The 18,486-nt window shown below is 66.6% G+C and carries 16 protein-coding genes; 3 read left to right on the top strand and 13 right to left on the bottom strand.

The features are described 5' to 3' along the window. Positions 1 to 40 precede the first annotated feature (40 nt). Positions 41 to 586, bottom strand: coding sequence for a PAS domain-containing protein (locus tag ACT53N_RS08080; protein ID WP_476063427.1), 546 nt, complete (start codon positions 584 to 586; stop codon positions 41 to 43). 175 nt (positions 587 to 761) lie between these two features. Here ACT53N_RS08080 and ACT53N_RS08075 point away from each other — a divergent pair, with 175 nt between their 5' ends. After that, complete coding sequence (locus ACT53N_RS08075) at positions 762 to 1,691, top strand: hypothetical protein (RefSeq protein ID WP_476063426.1); 930 nt, start codon at positions 762 to 764, stop codon at positions 1,689 to 1,691. A 62-nt stretch (positions 1,692 to 1,753) separates the two neighbouring features. On the opposite strand, the gene ACT53N_RS08070 is transcribed toward ACT53N_RS08075, so the two are convergent. The 11 genes from ACT53N_RS08070 to hfaA form a co-directional block, all read right to left on the bottom strand. Next, positions 1,754 to 4,684, bottom strand: coding sequence for a M16 family metallopeptidase (locus tag ACT53N_RS08070; RefSeq protein WP_476063425.1), 2,931 nt, complete (start codon positions 4,682 to 4,684; stop codon positions 1,754 to 1,756). Positions 4,685 to 4,780: 96 nt separating this feature from the next. Then, complete coding sequence (locus ACT53N_RS08065; protein WP_476063424.1) at positions 4,781 to 5,869, bottom strand: DUF2336 domain-containing protein; 1,089 nt, start codon at positions 5,867 to 5,869, stop codon at positions 4,781 to 4,783. Next, on the bottom strand, positions 5,869 to 6,471 hold the full coding sequence (locus ACT53N_RS08060) for a hypothetical protein (RefSeq protein ID WP_476063423.1): 603 nt from the start codon (positions 6,469 to 6,471) through the stop codon (positions 5,869 to 5,871). The genes ACT53N_RS08065 and ACT53N_RS08060 overlap by 1 nt, the downstream gene beginning before the upstream one ends. 61 nt (positions 6,472 to 6,532) lie before the next feature. Continuing rightward, positions 6,533 to 7,291 carry an ABC transporter permease gene (locus tag ACT53N_RS08055; RefSeq protein ID WP_476063422.1) on the bottom strand — a complete coding sequence of 253 codons (759 nt, stop codon included), beginning with the start codon at positions 7,289 to 7,291 and terminating at the stop codon, positions 6,533 to 6,535. Beyond that, positions 7,288 to 8,037 (bottom strand): ABC transporter ATP-binding protein, encoded by a 750-nt coding sequence (locus tag ACT53N_RS08050; RefSeq protein WP_476063421.1) that lies wholly within the window; start codon positions 8,035 to 8,037, stop codon positions 7,288 to 7,290. Before ACT53N_RS08050 ends, ACT53N_RS08055 begins: the two co-directional genes overlap by 4 nt. After that, positions 8,034 to 9,041: an ABC transporter substrate-binding protein gene (locus ACT53N_RS08045; RefSeq protein ID WP_476063420.1), complete on the bottom strand. Its 1,008-nt coding sequence runs from the start codon at positions 9,039 to 9,041 to the stop codon at positions 8,034 to 8,036. The genes ACT53N_RS08050 and ACT53N_RS08045 overlap by 4 nt, the downstream gene beginning before the upstream one ends. Positions 9,042 to 9,129: 88 nt before the next feature. Then, positions 9,130 to 11,211 carry an MASE1 domain-containing protein gene (locus ACT53N_RS08040; RefSeq protein ID WP_476063864.1) on the bottom strand — a complete coding sequence of 694 codons (2,082 nt, stop codon included), beginning with the start codon at positions 11,209 to 11,211 and terminating at the stop codon, positions 9,130 to 9,132. 220 nt (positions 11,212 to 11,431) lie between these two features. After that, a complete protein-coding gene (locus tag ACT53N_RS08035) occupies positions 11,432 to 13,261 on the bottom strand; it encodes an ABC-F family ATP-binding cassette domain-containing protein (RefSeq protein ID WP_476063419.1) in 1,830 nt (609 codons plus the stop codon). Positions 13,262 to 13,391: 130 nt separating this feature from the next. Beyond that, complete coding sequence (gene hfaD, locus ACT53N_RS08030) at positions 13,392 to 14,639, bottom strand: holdfast anchor protein HfaD (RefSeq protein WP_476063418.1); 1,248 nt, start codon at positions 14,637 to 14,639, stop codon at positions 13,392 to 13,394. Continuing rightward, positions 14,557 to 15,570 carry a holdfast anchoring protein HfaB gene (hfaB, locus tag ACT53N_RS08025; protein ID WP_476063417.1) on the bottom strand — a complete coding sequence of 338 codons (1,014 nt, stop codon included), beginning with the start codon at positions 15,568 to 15,570 and terminating at the stop codon, positions 14,557 to 14,559. Before hfaB ends, hfaD begins: the two co-directional genes overlap by 83 nt. Beyond that, a complete protein-coding gene (gene hfaA, locus ACT53N_RS08020) occupies positions 15,567 to 16,010 on the bottom strand; it encodes a holdfast anchoring protein HfaA (protein ID WP_476063416.1) in 444 nt (147 codons plus the stop codon). Before hfaA ends, hfaB begins: the two co-directional genes overlap by 4 nt. Positions 16,011 to 16,156: 146 nt before the next feature. Here hfaA and ACT53N_RS08015 point away from each other — a divergent pair, with 146 nt between their 5' ends. After that, entirely contained in the window at positions 16,157 to 16,813 is a 657-nt protein-coding gene (locus tag ACT53N_RS08015) for a rhomboid family intramembrane serine protease (RefSeq protein WP_476063415.1), read from the top strand. Positions 16,814 to 16,885: 72 nt separating this feature from the next. Beyond that, positions 16,886 to 17,317, top strand: a complete 432-nt coding sequence (locus ACT53N_RS08010; RefSeq protein ID WP_476063414.1) for a CBS domain-containing protein — start codon at positions 16,886 to 16,888, stop codon at positions 17,315 to 17,317. A 75-nt stretch (positions 17,318 to 17,392) separates the two neighbouring features. Here ACT53N_RS08010 and ACT53N_RS08005 read toward each other — a convergent pair whose 3' ends face one another. Then, positions 17,393 to 17,824: an RrF2 family transcriptional regulator gene (locus ACT53N_RS08005; protein WP_476063413.1), complete on the bottom strand. Its 432-nt coding sequence runs from the start codon at positions 17,822 to 17,824 to the stop codon at positions 17,393 to 17,395. Positions 17,825 to 18,486 lie beyond the last annotated feature (662 nt).

The following is an 18,486-nucleotide window of genomic DNA, read 5'->3' as shown; positions in this document are numbered from 1 at the left end:
GCTCGCCCCGATTAGATCAAGCGGGCGAGCGCTTCGAGCATTAAGCGATCCGGCGGCCGTCTAGCGTGGCCAAGCGTAGGCGCGGCATGTCCTGATTGCCGTCGCCCAGCGGTTTGATCTCGCGCACCCCCAACTCATAGGCGGGACGGCCCATCAGGCGCGCCATCATCGCGATCGGCTGGTAGAGGCCCAGGAACCGGTCCGTCTCGCCGCTCGCGCCCTGCAGCGGTGCGAACAGCACCTCCATCCCGACCGAGGGCACGCCATGGGCGCGGATGTCGGCGGTGACGACCACCGGCGTACGCCGCTTGCGGGCCACGTCCAGGGCGCTCTTCAGTTCGAGGCGGTGGGCCAGAGCCCACAGCGACAGGGCGTCATGGCCGCGAAGGTCGCGCGCGTGCAGGTCGGACACAAAGCCGCCGGCCAGGCGGAAGGGCAGCTTGCCGCCTTCGCGCCCCAGCACGAACACCTGGGGCAAAAGCTCCAGGAATTCCCCGGGATCGATGTCGGCGCGGCGGGGCAGGGCGGCCTCGCCCTTCTTGGCGCGCCAATAGTCTATCAACCGTTCCGTGCTTGGATGGAACATCGTCGTCCCCTTGCGGGTCCTTGCGCGGCTGTTTTCGACCGCACGGGGCTTGCTGGGAGAACCGGGCCAAGCGCTCAACCGTCTCATTCTGGAGCAAATCCGGGTTCGGCGGTCGCCTCGGCCCGTTTCTTGCTTAACCACAAGCGGTACGACCCGAGGTGAAGGGAAACGCCGGATGAAGGCGCCGAAACTGAACACGCGCGCAGGGATGATCGCTCTGGGGGCGATGCTGAGCGGGCTGCTTTTGGGGGGCGCGGCCTATGCCGCTGGCTGCACCAGCGCCTGTCCGCCGCCGCCGCCGGTGTGCTGCAAGCCGCCGCCGCCCCCGCCGAAGCCGCCCGCGCCGCCAACCGGCTGCTGCGGCGGTGGTCACAACGTCAACATTCCCGGCGTGAACGTGAACATCGGCTCGACCGTGATCGTCAACGCGACAACGAACGCCACGGCGATCGCCAATTCTGGCGCGACGTCCGGCGCGTCGGCCGGAGCCGGCTCGACCGCTGGCGGCGTCGTCAACTATTACGGCGGTGGTGGCCACGGCGGCTATTATTCGGGCCCGATGGCGACGGGATATATCCAGGGTCTGAACGTCGAGGGCGCCGAAGTCCGTCGTCGCCAGGCCTATGAAGCGACGCGCACCCGCACCCGCCGGGTCATCGTCCGCGCCGTCTGCCTGGACGATCGCGACGTGCCGCACGCGGCTTCACAGGTCACGCCTGACCGCGAGATCGACGACGCCTATGACGGCGAACTCTACCGCTGCATCGCTGGCGCCCGGCTTCAGTATGTGATCGCCGAGTATGGGGGTCATATCGACATCTCGACCGGCGCGCCGGGACAGACCTATATCTGCCGCAAGGGCGAGGCGCTCTACTACGCGCGCGGCGCCGCCGCTGGTCAGGCGATCGTGTCGTGCCGGCCGCAGCTTCCGGCCCGCGACTGCAATGAGCGCTCCTTGCTGCGCCGCTTCGGCGCCGGCGTGAAGATCCTGAGCATGCTGACGACCGAAACCTACACCGCCTATCGCGAGGAAACGGTGCAGGAGCGCCAGACGCTTTCGACCAGCTTCAGCCTGGATGGCGGCGTTGGTGGCGTCGTTTACTAGGCGCGACTACGCTCTGGAAATGGAAAGGCCCCGGTTTTCACCGGGGCCTTTTTTGTGCGCTCCTACTTCGCTGGCGCGGCGACCTCTGGCTTGACCAGCAAGAGCCAGGACTTGTCGTCGGCGAGATAGGTCTGCGCCGCCTTCTGAACGTCCGCCGGCGTCACGCGGGACAGGCCCGCAACTACGGAACGTGTCGCGTCCAGCAGGCGCGGATCCGACTGGGCGCCCGACAGCGCGCCAACCCAGTACTCGTTGGTGACGCGGGCCTTCTCGATCGCGTCGATCCTGGGCTTCTTGGCGCGTTCGAGCTCGTCGCCGCTTACCGGCTTGTCGCGCAGGTCGGCTGCGATCTTGCGGATCGAGGCGACGACGCCATCCAGCTTCTCCGGAGGAACCTCCAGGCTGACGGCCAGATAACCCCAGTCCTCGAACACCACGCTGGCGGTCGCCGAGGCGCTGGGCGAGTAGGTCGCGCCCTGCTTCTCGCGAAGCTCATCGGTCAGGCGCAGCTGCATGACCTGGCCCAGCACCGACACGTCGCGCGACCGTTGCAGGTTGGAGAACAGGTCGTCCGTCCGCCAGGTCATGAAAAGAGCCGCCTGATCGGGACGTCCCTTGTGGGTGCGAACGACCGGCTCCTTCGAAGGCGCCGGGAAGGGAGCCTTCTCCGCGCCGGGCAAAGGCGGATCGCCCGGGCGCGCGGGCAGGGCGCCGAAGGTGTCAGCGACCGCAGCGATCGCCTTGTCCACCGTGGTGTCGCCGACGATGACGACCTCCAGGTCGCCCTTGGCCAGCGGGTTGGCCACGGCCGCCTTCAGCTCGTCCAGCGAGGCCGACGCGATCTGTTCGCGCGACGGGAAGGTCCAGCGCTGGTCGCCGCCATGCATCAGACCGCCCAGGTCACGACCCAGGACACCGCCGGTCGTGCTCTGCAGTTGGTCATGCAGCGTGCCGTAGCTGGTCTTGATGCGATTGAACGCTTCCGGCCGCCAGCCCGGCTCGCTCGCAAACGCCGCCAGCACCTGAAGTTCAGTGGACAGGTCCTCCGGACGGGTGCGGCCGTTCAGCGTGAACGCGTCGTCCTCGACGCCCAGTTGGGCGTTCCAGATCTTGCCCGTGAGCACGCGCTCCATGTCCTGGGCGGTGATCTGCTTGAGCCCGCCCTCGATGAAGGCTGAGCCGGACCACAGCGGGCTCTGCTTGTCCGACGGCATGTCCAGCAGGCCGTGACCGGCGCGGACCTTCACGATCACCTGGTCATTGCGGAACTTGGTCGGCTTGACCGTCAGGCGCACGCCGTTTTCGAAGCGCACGAAGACGGCGTCCAGATCCGAGACGTCCTTCTGTTCGGCGACCTTGCCGGTGGGGCCGAAGCTGGAATAGGGCCACACGGTCACGCCCGGCGCGGCGGGCGGCGTTACGGGCTGTGCCTTGAGATCCTCGTAGGCCTTCAGGATGGCCGGCTCGCCCCCCTCGACGGCGGTAGGCGCAGCCAGGATCAGCAGCGGGCCCGAACCGACGAAGGCGCTCTTGAGTATGGCGTTGACGCGTTCGGCCTTCAGATCCTTCACCATGATGTCGAAGGCCGCGAGGTTCTGGCTGGGCGAAGTGATCACCTCGCCATCGCCCAGCGTGCCGACCAGTTGGTTGGCCAGAGCGGGCGTGCGTTGGGTGGCCTCGCCCGCCGCAGCCGCGACCAGGGCCGCGCGCGTGGAGGCGATCTCGCGATCCAGTTCGTCCTGACGCACGCCGAACTGGACGGCGCGGCGTTGTTCGGCGTCGAGCGCGGTCAGCGCTTCACGCCAGCGGCCGGGCTGGGCCGTGGCGCCGAAGGTGGTGACGCGGACCGTGCCGTACTGATCGCCCTTGAACGCGCCCCCGGCGATGAACGGCGGTTCGGCGGAGCGCCCAAGCGCCTGCATGCGCCGGTTCAGAACGGCGAAGGCCAGATTTTCCAGCACCTCGCGTTCGTCGACGGCCTTGGTTTCCAGCAGGCCGTCGGGCTTACGGGTCCAGGTCATCTGCACAGACCAAGGGGCGCCCGCCTCGACGATCATCTTGGCCGTCGGGCCGCGCTTGGCCACCGGACCCACGTCAGGGTCCTTTCCGTTCGGGCCCTTGCCGACCCAATCGCCGAACTTGCGCTTGATCTTGGCTTCCATCGCGTCGACGTCGAAGTCGCCCACGGCGACCAGCACGGCGCGCTCTGGCCGGTAATAGGCTTCGTAGAAATCGCGAATACGCTGGGCGGGAGCGGTCTTAAGGACCTCGGTCTTGCCGATTGGAATCCGCTTGGGCGTCAGCTGGCCTTCCATCTGGGCGGACAACGTCTTGATCGCGACGCGATAGCCGGGGGTGTCGCGAGTGCGCTCCTCCGACAGTACGACCCCGCGTTCACGATCGACGGCTTCAGGGGCGATGGTCAGCTCACCGGCGGCTTCGCGCAGCAGCATGAGCGAGGTGTCGACCGTGCCGTCGTCGGTCTTGGGCAGATCAAGCTGGTAGATCGTCTCGTCAAAGCCGGTCGAGGCGTTGGTGTCAGCGCCGAACGCCAGACCGTGGCGCTCCAGGATCTTGATCATCTCGCCTTCAGGCACGTTTTTCGAGCCGTTGAAGGCCATGTGCTCCAAGAAATGGGCGAGGCCTTGCTGGTCATCGGCCTCCATCAGCGAGCCGGCGTCGAACCAGAGGCGCAGCGCCGCCTGGTTCGGCGGCGTGGCGTTCTTGCGGAGGGCGTAGCGCATGCCGTTGGGCAACACCCCGAAGCGCCAAGCCGGATCGGGCGCGACATCCGAGAGCTCCTGAGCCCATTGGCCCGGCTTCAGATCGCTCACCTTGGGTCCCGCCAGCGCCGGGGCTTCGGGCGTCCGGGGCGCAGACGCTTCGCCGGCGTCCTTCTTCAGCAGCGGGATCGAGGGTTTGGGCAGCTGGGAGCAGGCGGCGACCGAGAGGCCGGCAGCGGCGACAATCGCCAGGCGCGAAGCGCTGATCATCGGGAATCCAAGACAGGAGAGAACAAGGCGCGCACCTTGGCCGTCCCGCATGGCGCACGCAAGGCGCGAGGTGGGCGGCTTTGCGCCCGGCCGACTTTAGGCGGCGGCGACGTCGCCGGTCTGACGGCGCAGGCGCCAGAACCGGATCGTGCGCAGGGCCGAGTCCCGAGGCAGGTTGGCGTAGAGTTCGCCGTACGCCTTGGCGCGCATCATGACGTCTTCGGTCTGTTCCAGGATCAGCAGCGCGAAGGTCAGGAACAGCGATCGGTCAAAATCGGCCGCCTTGCAGATGACCGCCAAGGCGTCCATCTCGCGTCGCTCGAGGATCTTGCGCGCGGTGTGGAAGTCCACCTGAGCCATGTCCGCCAGAGCGACAAGGAACAGCGTCGTCTTCTTGCCGCGGAGCATGTTGGCCAGGATCTGCGGCGAGATCTGCGCCTTGGCGCGCAGCGCGCGGAACTCGCGTTCAGCCTCGGCGTGGTCGGGAGGCAGCGCACCGTCCTGCTCGGCGACCCGCTTGCGACCGGCGGAGAGGGCGGCTTCCAGCGTCGCGGGATCCATGCCGGCGTTCTTTTCCATGATCCGATCCCGAAGCCGGGCCTCAACCATGAAATACATCTCGTTCAGCAGATCGACGGGCAGGCTTTGCCGGTCGATGACAGCCTCGTGCAGGGCAGGGTTCGCCGCCGCGCGATCAACGACGGTCTCGTGCGCCTCGCGGGACAGCACCGCGCCCTCATTGCGAAGCAGGACGCCCAGGGTCTGGTCGTCGCCGCGCGCGACAATGGCGTCGGAGACCACGCTTGAGACGCTGCTGCGCTGCGAGATGGCCCGCAGGTGATCCTGGCCCTGGGTGCGGGCGACGTGCAGCAGGTCATCGTCGGTCAGGACTCTGGAACTGCGGAGGATCGGCGCGGCTACGGTGATGGAATCAGCGGCCAATGTGCGCGACAGTCCGGCCGGCGGCTTCGCCGTTTCGCTGAGGCGCTGCGCGAGCTCGGCCTTGACGGCCTCTTCCATGTCCCCGGCCAACTGGCTGAGCACGTCGTCAAAGAGGCTCATCTCGACGCTGTTGTGGCCGTCGCCTTGGAAAAACAGGTCGGTTACGCCGCGCAGCAGTTCGCGGCGCTTGGCGCTGGAGGGCTCGTTGGCCAGGGCGATGAGATCGTGAATACGCGACTGCATTAGAGATCGCCGTCCTTTTCGGCGCGTCCGGACCACTCGCCGCCGTCTTGAAGGCTGGGTTTGGATTCGTCCGCCTCCGCAGCGGGCGGCGGCGCGATCAGCACCATGCGCGAGGGGCCAGCGGCTGGAATGGGATCGGGCGTCATGCCGAACTGGCGTCCGACCGAGTAGGTTCGAGCGCCCACCTGGCCAGGCTGAAGCTGGGGCGCGGCGTTGGCGGCTTGCGTCGGCGCGGCGCCGGCGAGGGGCGGCGGCGCATCAAAAAGGCTCTGTGGCAGCGGCGCTGCGGGAGCCGGAGCCTGAGGTGTGAAGGCCGCCGGGATGGATGCGCCGGGCTGGCGGGTCTGGGCTTGAGCCTGTGACTGTTCGCGCGCCCACCAAGGGCGTTGCTCAACCGTTCCGGCGGGCGCAGCCACAGCGTCGCGTTTGCCCGACCAACCCAGGGTTCTCGCGCCGTAGGCGGCGCCATTGTAGAGAGCGGGGCGGCCTTCCAGCGCGGCGGGCGATCGCGCGGGCGCTGGGCCGTATCGGGTCTCGCGCGCACCTTCGGCCTGCGCGGCGGACGCGCTGGCCAGGGCGACGATGAGAGCAGCGAGACGCATAACGCGATCCAGGCGAAGTCTTGTCAGACGCTCATTCTGCGGTGCGCGCTTTAATCTTGGCCTAACGCCCTCGCCAAAAGTTGAGGAGTCGACGTTCCAGGGTTTCCATCGCCGCGTGCAAGGCCACGCCCAGCAGCGCGAGGGTGAAGAGGGCGGCGAAGACCTTGGCCGTCTGCAGGCGGTTGTACGCCTCCAGGATGCGCCAGGCGAGGCCCTGCGCGCCGCCGGCGCCCGCCACGAACTCGGCGACCACCGCGCCGATCACGGCCAGACCTGCGGCGACCTTGTGTCCTTCCAGCAGGGCGGGCACGGCGGAGGGCAATCGCAGGCGTGTCAGGCGCTGTAGCGGCGTGGCGCCATAGAGATCAAACAGACGCGCCAGATCCGGGTCGACGGCCTTCAGCCCGCTCAACGCCCCGGAGAAGATTGGGAAAAAGGCGACGACAGCGGCGAGACCGATGACCGCTCGCTCCGGGTGATCGATCCCCGCCCAGATCGTGACCAGCGGGGCGATGGCGACCAGCGGCGTCACCTGCAGGGTCACGGCGATGGGACGGACGGCGTCCTCCAGCAGGCGGCTAAGGCTGACGACGAGCGCAAGGCCGCAAGCGATCAGGCTGGCGATGACGAGCGCCAGCAAGGCCGTCGACAGCGTCGCCCAGGCGGAGCTCAGCAGAAGCGGCCATGACTCGGTAAAGGCCTTCCAGATCGCGCTGGGCGGGGGCAGCAAATAGGCGGGAACTTCCAGCGCCTTGCACGCAAATTCCCAGCCCCCCAGCAGGGCGGCGATCAGGATCAGCGGCGCGAGGATCCGGCTCATGCCGCGCGCTCCGTCGCGGCGGCGAGAAGGTGCGACACAGCCTCGGCGGCGGTGCGGAAGGCCTCGGTGGTCCGGAACCCGGCGGGGCGCTGCGACGGCGCGTTGATGACCACCTCGCCCGCGATGCGACCGGGACCTGGCGTCATCACCACGATGCGCTGCGCCATGTAGACGGCCTCTTCGACATTGTGGGTGACGAACACGACGGCCGGCGCGCTGTCGGCGGCGAGGGCCAGGACATCGTCTGCCAGCGCGCGACGGGTGATCTCATCCAGCGCCGCGAACGGTTCATCCAGCAGCAGCAACCGAGGCCGCGTCACCAGCGCCCGGGCCAGGGACGCGCGCATGGCCATGCCGCCGGAGAGCTGGCTGGGGCGGGCATGCAGGGCGGCGCTGAGCCCGACCCTGGACAGCGCTTCGTCAGCGGCTCTGAGGGCGGCGGCCTTGGCGACTCCCGCCAGAACGAGGGGCAGGGCTACATTGTCCCGGGCTGACAGCCACGGCGCCAGGGTCGGCGCCTGGAAGACGACAGCAGTCTCGCCCTTGCCCGCCACGCGGGACACGACACCGCGCGTCGGCTGCTCCAGGCCCGCGAGAAGCCGAAGCGCGGTGGACTTGCCGCAGCCGGACGGTCCCACCAGAGCGACAATTTCGCCCGGCGCAAGCGTCAGGTCAAACGGACCCAGCGCCCGTCCCCGGGGGTAGTCGACCTCGACGGCGGACAGGCTGGCGATGGGGGCGCTCATTGGCCCTTGGGCAGGAACTGCAGGGTGTAGGCCTTCTTGTAGTCCATGTCCTTGGGGTAGACGCCCTGTTCGGACGCGACCTTGAAGAACTCCGCCCAGCGCGCGTCGGTCATCTGACCTACGTCGCCCTTGCCCCCGGTGGCGCTGACGATGCCATAAGACCGCATCTTTTCGCGCGCCTGGTCCAGGACGTCCTGAGTCATCTCCGGATTGTCCTTCAGGATCGCGGCGTCGCCCAGCTTGGGGTCGCCATAGAGATAGGAGGTCCAGCCAGCGGCGGTCGCTTCGACGAAGGCCTGGACGGCGGCCGGATTCTTGGCGATCAGACTGTCGGGCACCAGGGCGAACGAGGCGTAGGCGGGATAGCCGCTGTCGGCTAGCAAGAAGACCGCCGGCTTGATCTTGCCTTCCTTCTCGATGAGGTACGGCTCACTGGTGGCGTAGCCTTGCTGCACGACGCGTTTGTCGGCCAGGAACGGCGCGGACGAATAGTTGTACTTGCGGACCTGATCGTCGGTGAAGCCGTACTTGGCCTTCAGCCAGACCCAGAACGCGGTGATCGAGGCGTCCGACAGCAGGATCGGCCGGCCCTTCATGTCGGCGATGCCGTTGATCCCCTGGTCCGGATGCGCGATCAGGACCTGCGGATCCTTCTGCATGAAGGCCGCCACGGCTTTGACCGGCGCGTTTTCCTTGGCCAGGTTCATAATGATGAAGCTGTTGGAGCCGACGCCGACATCGACCGCGCCGGTGGCGAGCAGTTGCGGCACGTTCACCGCCGGGCCGCCCTGGATCAGGGTCACGTCCAGGCCGCGCTTCTTATACTCACCCGTCGCCAGCGCTTGATAGTAGCCGCCGAGCTCGGCCTGGGCGCGCCAGTCGGTCGCCAGCTTGATAGGGGTCTGACCAGCCGTCGCAGCGTCTTCCTTCTTGGCAGGCGAACAAGCGGCGAGCATGGCCATCAAGCCAAGGGCGACAAAGGCGCGGCGCTGCATTGAGGACATCTCCCGTTATCCGCAGCCAAGTTAGGGGCGTCGGCGCGGAGTTCCAAGCCACAACCCAAACCCGTGGCTTCGCACCGTCTTGGCGAACCTAGGTTGGTTCCGGCGTATCAGGACGTGGGTGCAGCCAACGCTCGACCTTGGCGTAGAGCACCTCGCGCTGAATCGGCTTGGCGATGTGGTCGACCATGCCGGCGGCGTAGCAGCGCTCCACCTGACGCGGCAGGGCGTCGGCGCTCATGGCGATGATCGGCGCCTTTCCGGACGCTGTGCGCAGGGCCTTGATCGCCCGTGTCGCCTGCAGCCCGTCCATCAACGGCATGTGGATGTCCATCAGGATGAGGTCGTAGGCGCCCGCTTGCGCCTTTTCCACCGCCTGTCTGCCATTCTCGGCCAGATCCACCTCATAACCGACAAGGGTGAGAAGCGCGGCGGCGATCTCCAGATTGATGGCGTGGTCGTCGACAATCAGGATCCGCGCGGCGCCGGGCGCCGGAGGTTTCGCCGGCTCAGGCTCGGGCCCCGGCTCGGCGACAGGCGCGTAGAGCTCCACCCAGAAGCACGAGCCACGACCCGGGACGCTGTCGACACCGATCTTGCCGCCCATCACGTCGACCAGGGCCTTGGCGATCGCCAGTCCAAGGCCCGCGCCGCCATGCAGCCGGCTTGGGGAGCTGTCGGTCTGCGAGAAGCGCTGGAAGAGCAGCCCTTGCTTGTCGAGTTCGATGCCGATACCGGTGTCAGTGATCTCGAAGCGCAGGCGGTCCTCAAGATCGCCCGGCTCTATGATCAGGCGTGCGCCGATCCGGCCTTCGTCGGTGAACTTCACGGCGTTGTTCAGCAGGTTGATCAAGACCTGCCTCAGGCGATCGGCGTCCAGATCGTGAAGCACACCGAGAGGATCGAGGACATCGAGGTCCATCGACAAGCCCTTGGCGCGGGCCTCGGGGGCCATGATCGCGACCGTATCCTGGAGCAAGGCCGCCGCGGAGGTTGGGCCTGGCAGAAGCTCGATCTGGCCCGCCTCGACGCGCGAGAAGTCCAGAATGTCGTCGACGACCGTCAGCAAGGCGGCGCCCGCGCTATCGATCAGATTGACCTGACGGCGGGCCTCGGGCGGCAGGTCTTCGCGTGCGGCGAGCAGTTGGGCGAAGCCGAGCACGCTGTTCAGCGGCGTGCGGATCTCGTGGCTCATCGTGGCCAGGAACTCGGTCTTGGCCTCGGTGGCGGCCAGCGCGCGGCCTCGCGCGGCGCGGGTCAGCAACTCACGACGGAGCAACAGGCGCTTGAGCCGGTTCTGCTGGCCGAAGGCCAAGCCGGCGGCGAGACAGGTGTAGAACAGGACGCTCGTAAACACCTGGATCGTGCGAGCCTGGACGACGGGATCCTGGGTCGCGTTGAAAGGCGACGACCCCGACGATATGGCCAACGGCATGATGATCCCGATGGTCAGGAACGCCGCCAGCGCGGCGCCCCTGGCCCCAAGCCGGTAGGCGGCCGCCAAGGTCACCGGAAAGATCAGCACTGGCGGCGCGCCAGCCGCCGGATGCGCGCAGAGCAGGGCGATCGTGCCGACGCCGAACATCAGCAGCAACTGCTCGGTCCTGGGACGGTGGAAAGCCCGCCTGTGCTCAGCGTCGATCAGCACCAGGGTGGCTGGCAGGGCGACGGCCAAACCAAGCGCGCTGCGCAGGAACCAATCGATCAGGGTTACTACAAAGGGCGCGCCGTATCCGAAATGGAAGGCGGTCGCGCAGACCAGAGCTGAAACAAGAGCGATCGGCGTCGTGATCGCGGGCATTTGCGCCAGGGAGCGCATGGTCCGCACGCGCGGGGCGCCGTTCCAGAACCGATGGCAGACAGCCCAGACCGCCCCGGCCTCACAGAGATCGACGATGGCGTAAAGCAGGGCCGATAGCAGTTCGTCGCCCGCCAGAAGGCTCATCGTGAGATGAGACACGATGAACACGCCAGCCAGCACCGTGCGGCGACCGCCCTTGAGGGTGAACAGGCCGGCGGCCAAGAAAGCGTTGGCGGGCCAAAAGGCGGCGACGCCCAGCGTCGCGCGGGTCAGGTACTCGCTGAAGGCTATCGCCGCGACGATCGTGCACGACAGGGCCAGCAGCAGCGCCGCTTGCCGCCTTTCCTCATGAAGCGCCAAACTCAGCGTCATCGTGAAGCTGTTCCCAAAGCCGAAAGCGCCAGGCAGGTTCGCGCGGATCGCGCGAAAGTCCTGATCGCCAAACAAGGCCATGCCGCGTAGCGTACCGCCACGAGATCGTCGCCACAGGCGCTACATTACGACCGCACAAACCGTCCGCGCCTAGCAATCGATGGCTGTGCCATTTCGTCGCACAGCTTTGCGCTGAAAAGAGTCGCCTGGCGACCGCCGGTCAGCCCGCCAAGCCTTCTTTCTTTTCCTCGAGCTCCAGCCACTCCATCTCGGCTTGCTCAAGGTCAGCGCGCGCCTTGTCGAGGGCTTTCATGGTCTTGTCGAAGGTGGCTGGATCGCGTGTGTAGAGGTTGGGGTCCGCCAGCGCTTCCTCGAGTTTGGCGATGATCGCCGGGCTCTTGGCGATCAGCGCCTCGCATTCCTCCAAGCGGCGCTGGTCCTTGTACGAGAGCTTGACGCTCTTCTTCGGCGGAGGAGCCGGTGCGGCGCTTGCGGGTTTGGCGGCGCCCTTCGACACGGGCGCGAACGCGGTTCCGGACTTTGCGGCTTTGAAGAAGTCCGGGTTCTGGTCGATCAGGTCGGTCCAGCCGCCGGGCGTCTCGACGACCCTGCCCTTGCCGTCCAGGGCGATGGTCGAGCTGGCGAGGCGATCGATGAAATCACGGTCGTGGCTGACCAGGATCAGCGTACCGTCGAAGTCGGCCAGCAGATCCTCGAGCAGATCGAGGGTGTCCATGTCGAGATCGTTGGTCGGTTCGTCCAGCACCATCAGGTTGGTGGGATTGGCCAGCGCGCGGGCCAACAGCAGGCGGTTACGCTCGCCGCCCGAAAGGCTGGTGACGGGTTGGCGTAGCTGGGCGTCGGTGAACAGGAACTCCTTGGCGTAGCCGGCCACATGCTTGGGGTGACCGCGCACGATGATCGAGTCGCCGCCGCCGGGCGTCAGGAAGTCCCAGACGGTGATCTTGTCCGACAGGGCCATGCGGGCCTGGTCGATATAGGAGACCTCGAGATTGGTCCCCAGTTGCACCGAACCGGCGTCCCGCTCCAGTTCGCCCAGCAGCAGCTTGACCAAGGTGGTCTTGCCCGCGCCGTTGGGGCCGACCAGAGCGACACGATCCCCGCGCAGGATGCGCGTGGAGAAGTTTTCGACGATGATACGATCGCCGAAGCGCTTGGTGACGCCCTTGGCCTCGACCACGCGCTTGCCCGAGGTCCCCGCGGACTCCACGGCCATAGTCATGGTTCCGCGCAGCTCGGACTGGCGGTCCTTCTTCTCAGCGCGGAGCGCCAGGAGCGCACGGCGACGGCCTTCGTTGCGCGCGCGCCGGCCCTGGACGCCGCGCGCCAGCCAGGCGTTCTCGCGCTCCAGCACCTTGTCTAGGCGCCGCGCCTCCTCGGCGTCGGCGGCCATGATCGACTCGGCCCACGCCTCGAACTCGGAGAACCCCTTGTCCAGGCGGCGGATCTTGCGGTGCTCCAGCCAGAAGCAGCGCTCGGTGACGCGGTTGAGGAAGGCGCGGTCGTGGCTGACGATCAGGGCGGCGCACTTGGAGGCGGCTAGTTCGTCTTCCAGCGTCTGGATGGCGAAGATGTCCAGGTGGTTGGTCGGTTCGTCCAGCAGCAGCACGTCGGGCTGCTCGGCGAAGGCGCGGGCCAGAGCGGCGCGGCGGGTTTCGCCCCCGGACAGGCCCTTGGCGCTCTTGTCAGGGTCCAGGCCGAAATCGGTGAGGGCGGCCTGGGCTTCATAGTCCTGCGCGCCGCCTGCGGTGGCGTAGTCCAATAGGGTCTCGCCAGTGATCTCCGGCTCCTGGCTTACATAGACGACCTTGGCGCCGGGCTGCACGGCGCGTTCGCCGCTGTCGGCCTCGACGCCTTGGGCGGCCAGAATCTTCAGCAGGGTCGACTTGCCCGCGCCGTTGCGGCCGACCAGGCAGGCGCGCACGCGGGGCTCCAGCGCCAGGTCAACGCCGTCGAACAGCGGCTTGGCCCCGTCGGCGAGGCGGACATCCTTGAGAGCGAGTACGGGCGCGCGGGCGGGAGAAGCCATGGTGTCTGAATACGGGGTCGGAGGCGGCGGAGCCGGGAGGAGAGGGCGTATAGCAGGCCAGAGGCCTAAGGAACGCCAAATTCTCTATGCCGCCCGGACGCGCGCGGACCTTGACCCCTATGCCGTCCGCCTAGTTCCCCGGGGCGTTGACGTTGAAGCTGGCGTTGTTGCCGATCGCGGTCGAGACGCCGGTGACCTGACGCCCGCTGGACACGACGCTGGACGACAACGATGCGCCAACGTCCGCGCCGTTGGTCTGATTGTTGTTGACGCTCATCCGGCCATTGCAGCGCGAGCAGGCATAGCCGGTGACGGCGTTGCCCATGGCGGTGGCGGTCGTCACGGTGTCGTAGCCGTCCTGCCCCACGAAGCTGGCGGTCGCTTCAACACCGCCGCCGGTGTTGGTCTGGATGTTGTCGAGCACCAATTCGGCGCCGATATTGTTGACCTGCGATGAGTTGCCGGCGGCGTAGGCCGTGGTTTGAGCAGCGCCGAACAGGTACGATGTCGCTTCGGCCTGGCCGCGCACATAGGACGTGTTCCACTGGTTCGAGGTCACGTCCGCCAGCGGCCCTTCATTGGTGACCGACAGGTTGTTGCCCGTCGCCGTGGCTGCGGTCGACGTGAGATTGCTGTTGCCGTAGGCGGTAAACTTGCTGGCCTGGGTCACGTCGGCCGTGTTCGCCTGGTCGGTGATCGCCCGAACAGCCGACTGGTTGGCGCCGCCGATATTGATGTTGTTGCCCGCCGTCGTCGCGGTGACCGCGCTGGTGCCCGAGACGTACCCGACGATCGCGCCGCCGTCGGCCAGGACGTTGGCGGTCGTGGACTGGCTGATCCGCGCACCGGCCGAGCCATTGTCGAGAGTCACGCCGGCGCTGTTGCCCATGGCGAGGGTGGACTGGGTCAGATCCGCGGCTTCAGCGTTTGCGGCTTCCACCTGGCCGCGCGCGGTGACGGCGGCCGAGTTGGTCTGCACCGCGAAGGCCGAGATCGTGCCGTTCGAGGCGGTGAGGGCGGCGGCGTTGCCCACGGCGGTGGTCCGCACCGCGCTGGAAGCGCCCGCATTGCCGGCGACGTCCACCAAGCCGTGGCCATACACCACGCCTTGATTGTCCTGATTGGAGGTCACCGCAGCGTCGGCGTTGGTCACGCCAACCGACACGCCATTGGCCTGGGCGGTGGTGCTGGCCGTGACGCCGTCGCTGACCGTCTGGACGTTGAGGGTCTGCTCCGAGAAGATCTCGCCCAGATTGATCTGGTTGTTGAGGACCGGGCTCGGGGTGGTCGTCTGGCTAGTAGCGACCCCGCTTAGCATCACGGATATCGGGATCGCGGCGAGCGTTCCAGCGAGACGGGTCATCGCGGGTCTGCGCATTGTTCGTTCCCAGATTGTTGTAGGCCGGCGTGAAGGCGCCCGTCTGACCGACGGTGGCGTCCCCGAACGGATCAAAGCGCAGGCAGCTTTCCGGACCGGGCATGCCATAGAGGTTGGCGGCCATCTCGACCGTCGCGCGCTCGATCAGGGCGCGGACCGCCAGTTGCATCGGCTCCAGCGCCCCGCGACCGGCGGAGATATCGAAGAGGTTGCCGTTCAAGAAGTCGAAGACGCCGGCGCTGACTTCGCGACCGACCACCTGCTTCTGGTACGAGATGACATCCACCACCTCGAGGGTGCGGGTGTTCACCAGGCGCAGATCCAGCGCGATGTTCATGATGAAAACGCGACGGCGGAAGTTGCCCTTCAGCCCGTCCGTGTCCTTGTCACCGGCATAGGCGTCAATGCCGGCCGAGCGAATGTTGTAGTTCAGCTCGGTGATGCCGCCGATGACATAGAAGTCCGAGCCCGGCACCTGGCCGGCCAGGATCTTGCGGAAGTCCGCCGGCGCGTCGGGCGCGGGGTTGGGGCGATCCGAGATCAGCTTGTTGTTGGCGTACTTCAGTTCGAACTCCGACACCGAGGTGTCGAAACGTTCGACCAGCGGCATGCCAGCCTTGGCGAAGGCCGAAACGGCCATGAGCGATGCGCCTTGCGTGACCTTGCGGCCCGAACCGTCGGCCTCTTCCTTGCCCGTGTAGTCGGCGATGCGGCCGATAGCGATGCGCGGGGCGACGATACGGTTCGTGCGCGCATACTGGTTCAGACAAACCAGCGCCGAGGAGTAGTCAGTGGGGTTGGCGGTCACCGGCGCGGTGCCAATCGGCTTGGCGTAGTTGCCGGCCGTCGAGGCCACGGGCGTGCTGCCGCAGGCGCTGAGCGCTGCTGTAGCCAGCAAGGCCAGGACCAGCCCTGTGCGCTTGACCATCATTTGGGGGCGTCGCCCTTCACAACATTCGAGCCGGCGGTGACGTTGCCGGTGTTCACTTGGCTGGAGTTGACGATGACCGTGTTGTTATTGCCCTGGGTGATGACCGTCAGGTTGTTGCCGATCGCGGTGGAGCCGGCGTAGCCGCCGACCGCGCCGACGCCAGAATAGGCGTCCAGCGACCCCGAACTGCGGCTAGAGGAGAAGACGCTCTGGTCGGAGCCGGTCAACATGACGCCGTCCACGATCACCCGGTTGCCGTTGGCGTCGCGGGTCGAATACTCGACCATCCGGCTCTCCTGGCCTGAGCTGCGGCCATAGCCGGCGTTGAACGAGGCCGAGTTCGTCGACATCGACTGCGCGTTGGCGACGCCGCCTGCGCCGAGCGTGACGGCGACGACAACCGTCGCCAGACGCGTCTTTGATTTCCGATGCCAGGCCATGAGAGGCTCCGCGACTGTCGACACGGAGCGGCAAGCAACCCTCGTGCCAAAAAGATACAGCGTCAGGGATAGACCCAAGGTCTCGAAAAAATGGTTAAGCCCTGCGACGGGGTTCGAATCGTCGCACGAGCCCCTAGATAGAAGCCATGGACCAGCCCTCGCGCCCCGAACCCATCTTCAACGCGCCCTGGCCCGCGCTGCTGGTCGCGGCGGCTGTGATCATCCCGCACCTGCTGCTGCAGAACGCCAGCCAGGATCTGATCTACTCGCTGGCCCTGGTTCCCCGCGAGTTCTGGGAGGGGCGGTGGACGGGCGTCATCACCATGCAGTTCGTCCACGGCGGTTGGATCCACGCGATCATGAACGCGGCGTTCGGCCTGGCGTTCGGGGCCCCGGTCTCCCGCGTGCTGGGACTTAACGGCCGGGGAGGGGGAATCTTCTGCCTGTTCTATCTCGCCTGTGGCGTGGTCGCCGGCGCCGGCTTCGCCGCGATCCATCCTCAGGGGATGAGCCCGGTGGTCGGCGCGTCCGGCGCCATCGCCGGCCTGATGGGCGCGGCGGCGCGCACCATGGACAGTGCGCCCCGGCACCTGGGCCCTGTGTTCGGGCCGCGCGTGATTTCCCTGGGCCTGGGTTGGCTTGTGGTGAACCTGGTCATGGCGGTGACCGGCAGTCTTCTGACAATGGGCGCAGGCGGCGTCGCCTGGGAGGCGCATCTGATCGGGTTCGCGGCCGGCGTTCTGTTGATCGGTCCGTTCGCGCGCTGGGCCGGGCCGCCCGCCAATGTCACCGATACCCATTGAGGCCTAAGCCCCATTGATCGAAGAGCCGCTTTGGAGGACCCTCGTTCTATAAAGAACAAGGGAGGACAAGCTGTGCTGGTTTCTCAGATCCTCAAGGACAAGGGTGATCTCGTGTTCACGGCCTCTCCTCAGGAGACGGTCGGCGCCGCAGCGGCGTTGCTGCATACCCGCAAGGTGGGCGCCATGGTGGTGGTCGATGAAAAAGAGGCCGTCGTCGGCATCGTGTCCGAACGCGACATTGTTCGCATGGTCGCTAAGGAGGGGGCTGCTGCGCTCTCCAAGCCGATCAGCGGCTGTATGAGCGCTAATGTCGTCTTCGCTCAGCCGAACGAGTCGATCGACGCGCTTCTGGAAAGAATGACTGACCGCCGTATCCGTCACCTGCCCGTGGTCAACGGGGAGCGTCTGGCGGGGATCATCTCGATCGGCGACCTCGTAAAGTACAAGATCAGCGAAACCCAGGCCGAGGCCGAGGGGCTGAAAGCCTACATCGCAGCGGGCTGAACCCGGATCGCGCGGCTCCCTTTATATATGCGGCGCTCTATAGAGCAGCGCCGCATATATAAAGACTGGAAGCCGCTAGCTCTCGATCAGTTCGGCGCCCGCCCCCTTGGCGGCGTCGGCCAGGCTATAGCCTTCCAGCACGCCGGCGGTCGCGTCGCGGGCGCGGAGCAGCGCTTCACGCAAGGCGCAGGTCGCCAGGTCGCGGCAATCCTCGCAGCGCCGGAACGCAGTGCGGCTGACACAGGGCGTCAGGGCCAAGGGGCCGTCGACCAGGCGGATGATCTCGGCGAAGCTGATCGCATCGGCCTCGCGGGCTAGGACATAGCCGCCAAACTTGCCGCGCCGGCTGATGACAAGGCCTTCTCGGGATAGAGACAGGAGGATCGCTTCCAGGAACTTGCGCGGCGCGTCGGCGCGCTCGGCGAGCTCGCCGGCGGTGACCTGGGTGTCGGCCCGAGCCAGTTCGATCATGGCGCGGAGCGCATAGCGAGCCTTTTGGGACAACATGGTTGCAGGGCGCCTTGATGGAGCGAGCCGTGTCCTTTGGGGGCGCACGCTCTATAGAGTGGTCCGCGTTCTGAGCGAGGCGCGCTCGCCGCGCAAGTCTTGCATGACGCCGTTCATGCACAGGGAATGCGGCTCGCTGGGGATGAAACGCCGATTTCACGCTTGCCGCCCGAGGGGAGGGGGCCTAGAAGCCGCCCCTCGCTTCGGGGCCCCGCGCCACGGACCGGAACTTAAGCCTCTCGGGGCTTGCGTTTCGAACCGTGGATCGATAGGTTCCGCAGCCTCAGTCGAATCTCTTCGAGCTCGCGGCGCTCCTCTGGCGCGCCAACGGCAGTTTTTGTGCTCCAAGCTGGCCGTGCCGGCAAAGAAAACAAGAATGAAAAGATCGGTTGACCTGGGAATTCGGTTTCGATAGAAGCCGCGCTCCCTAGAAATACGAGGTAACTCGCAAGAGGCTCCAAGTATTTCACCCAGAAGAGCTTAGCTTTTTCTTTGAAAAAGTCGCTTGACTGGCTCCGGTGGTTTCTTTAGAAGCTGCCGGCTCCGCAGAAAGCCTTCGGGCTGGACCCGCGGAGAAAGTCAGAGAGTTTTGAAAAAAACGATTTGACACGGGTTTCGAGGTTGGATAGATAGCCGCCTCCGCCGACATCGGGCGCTAAACG

The sequence above is a fragment of the Caulobacter sp. DMC95 genome, assembly GCF_056313785.1.
Note: the sequence above shows the minus strand (reverse complement) of the source record. Positions and strands in the feature narration are given on the sequence as shown.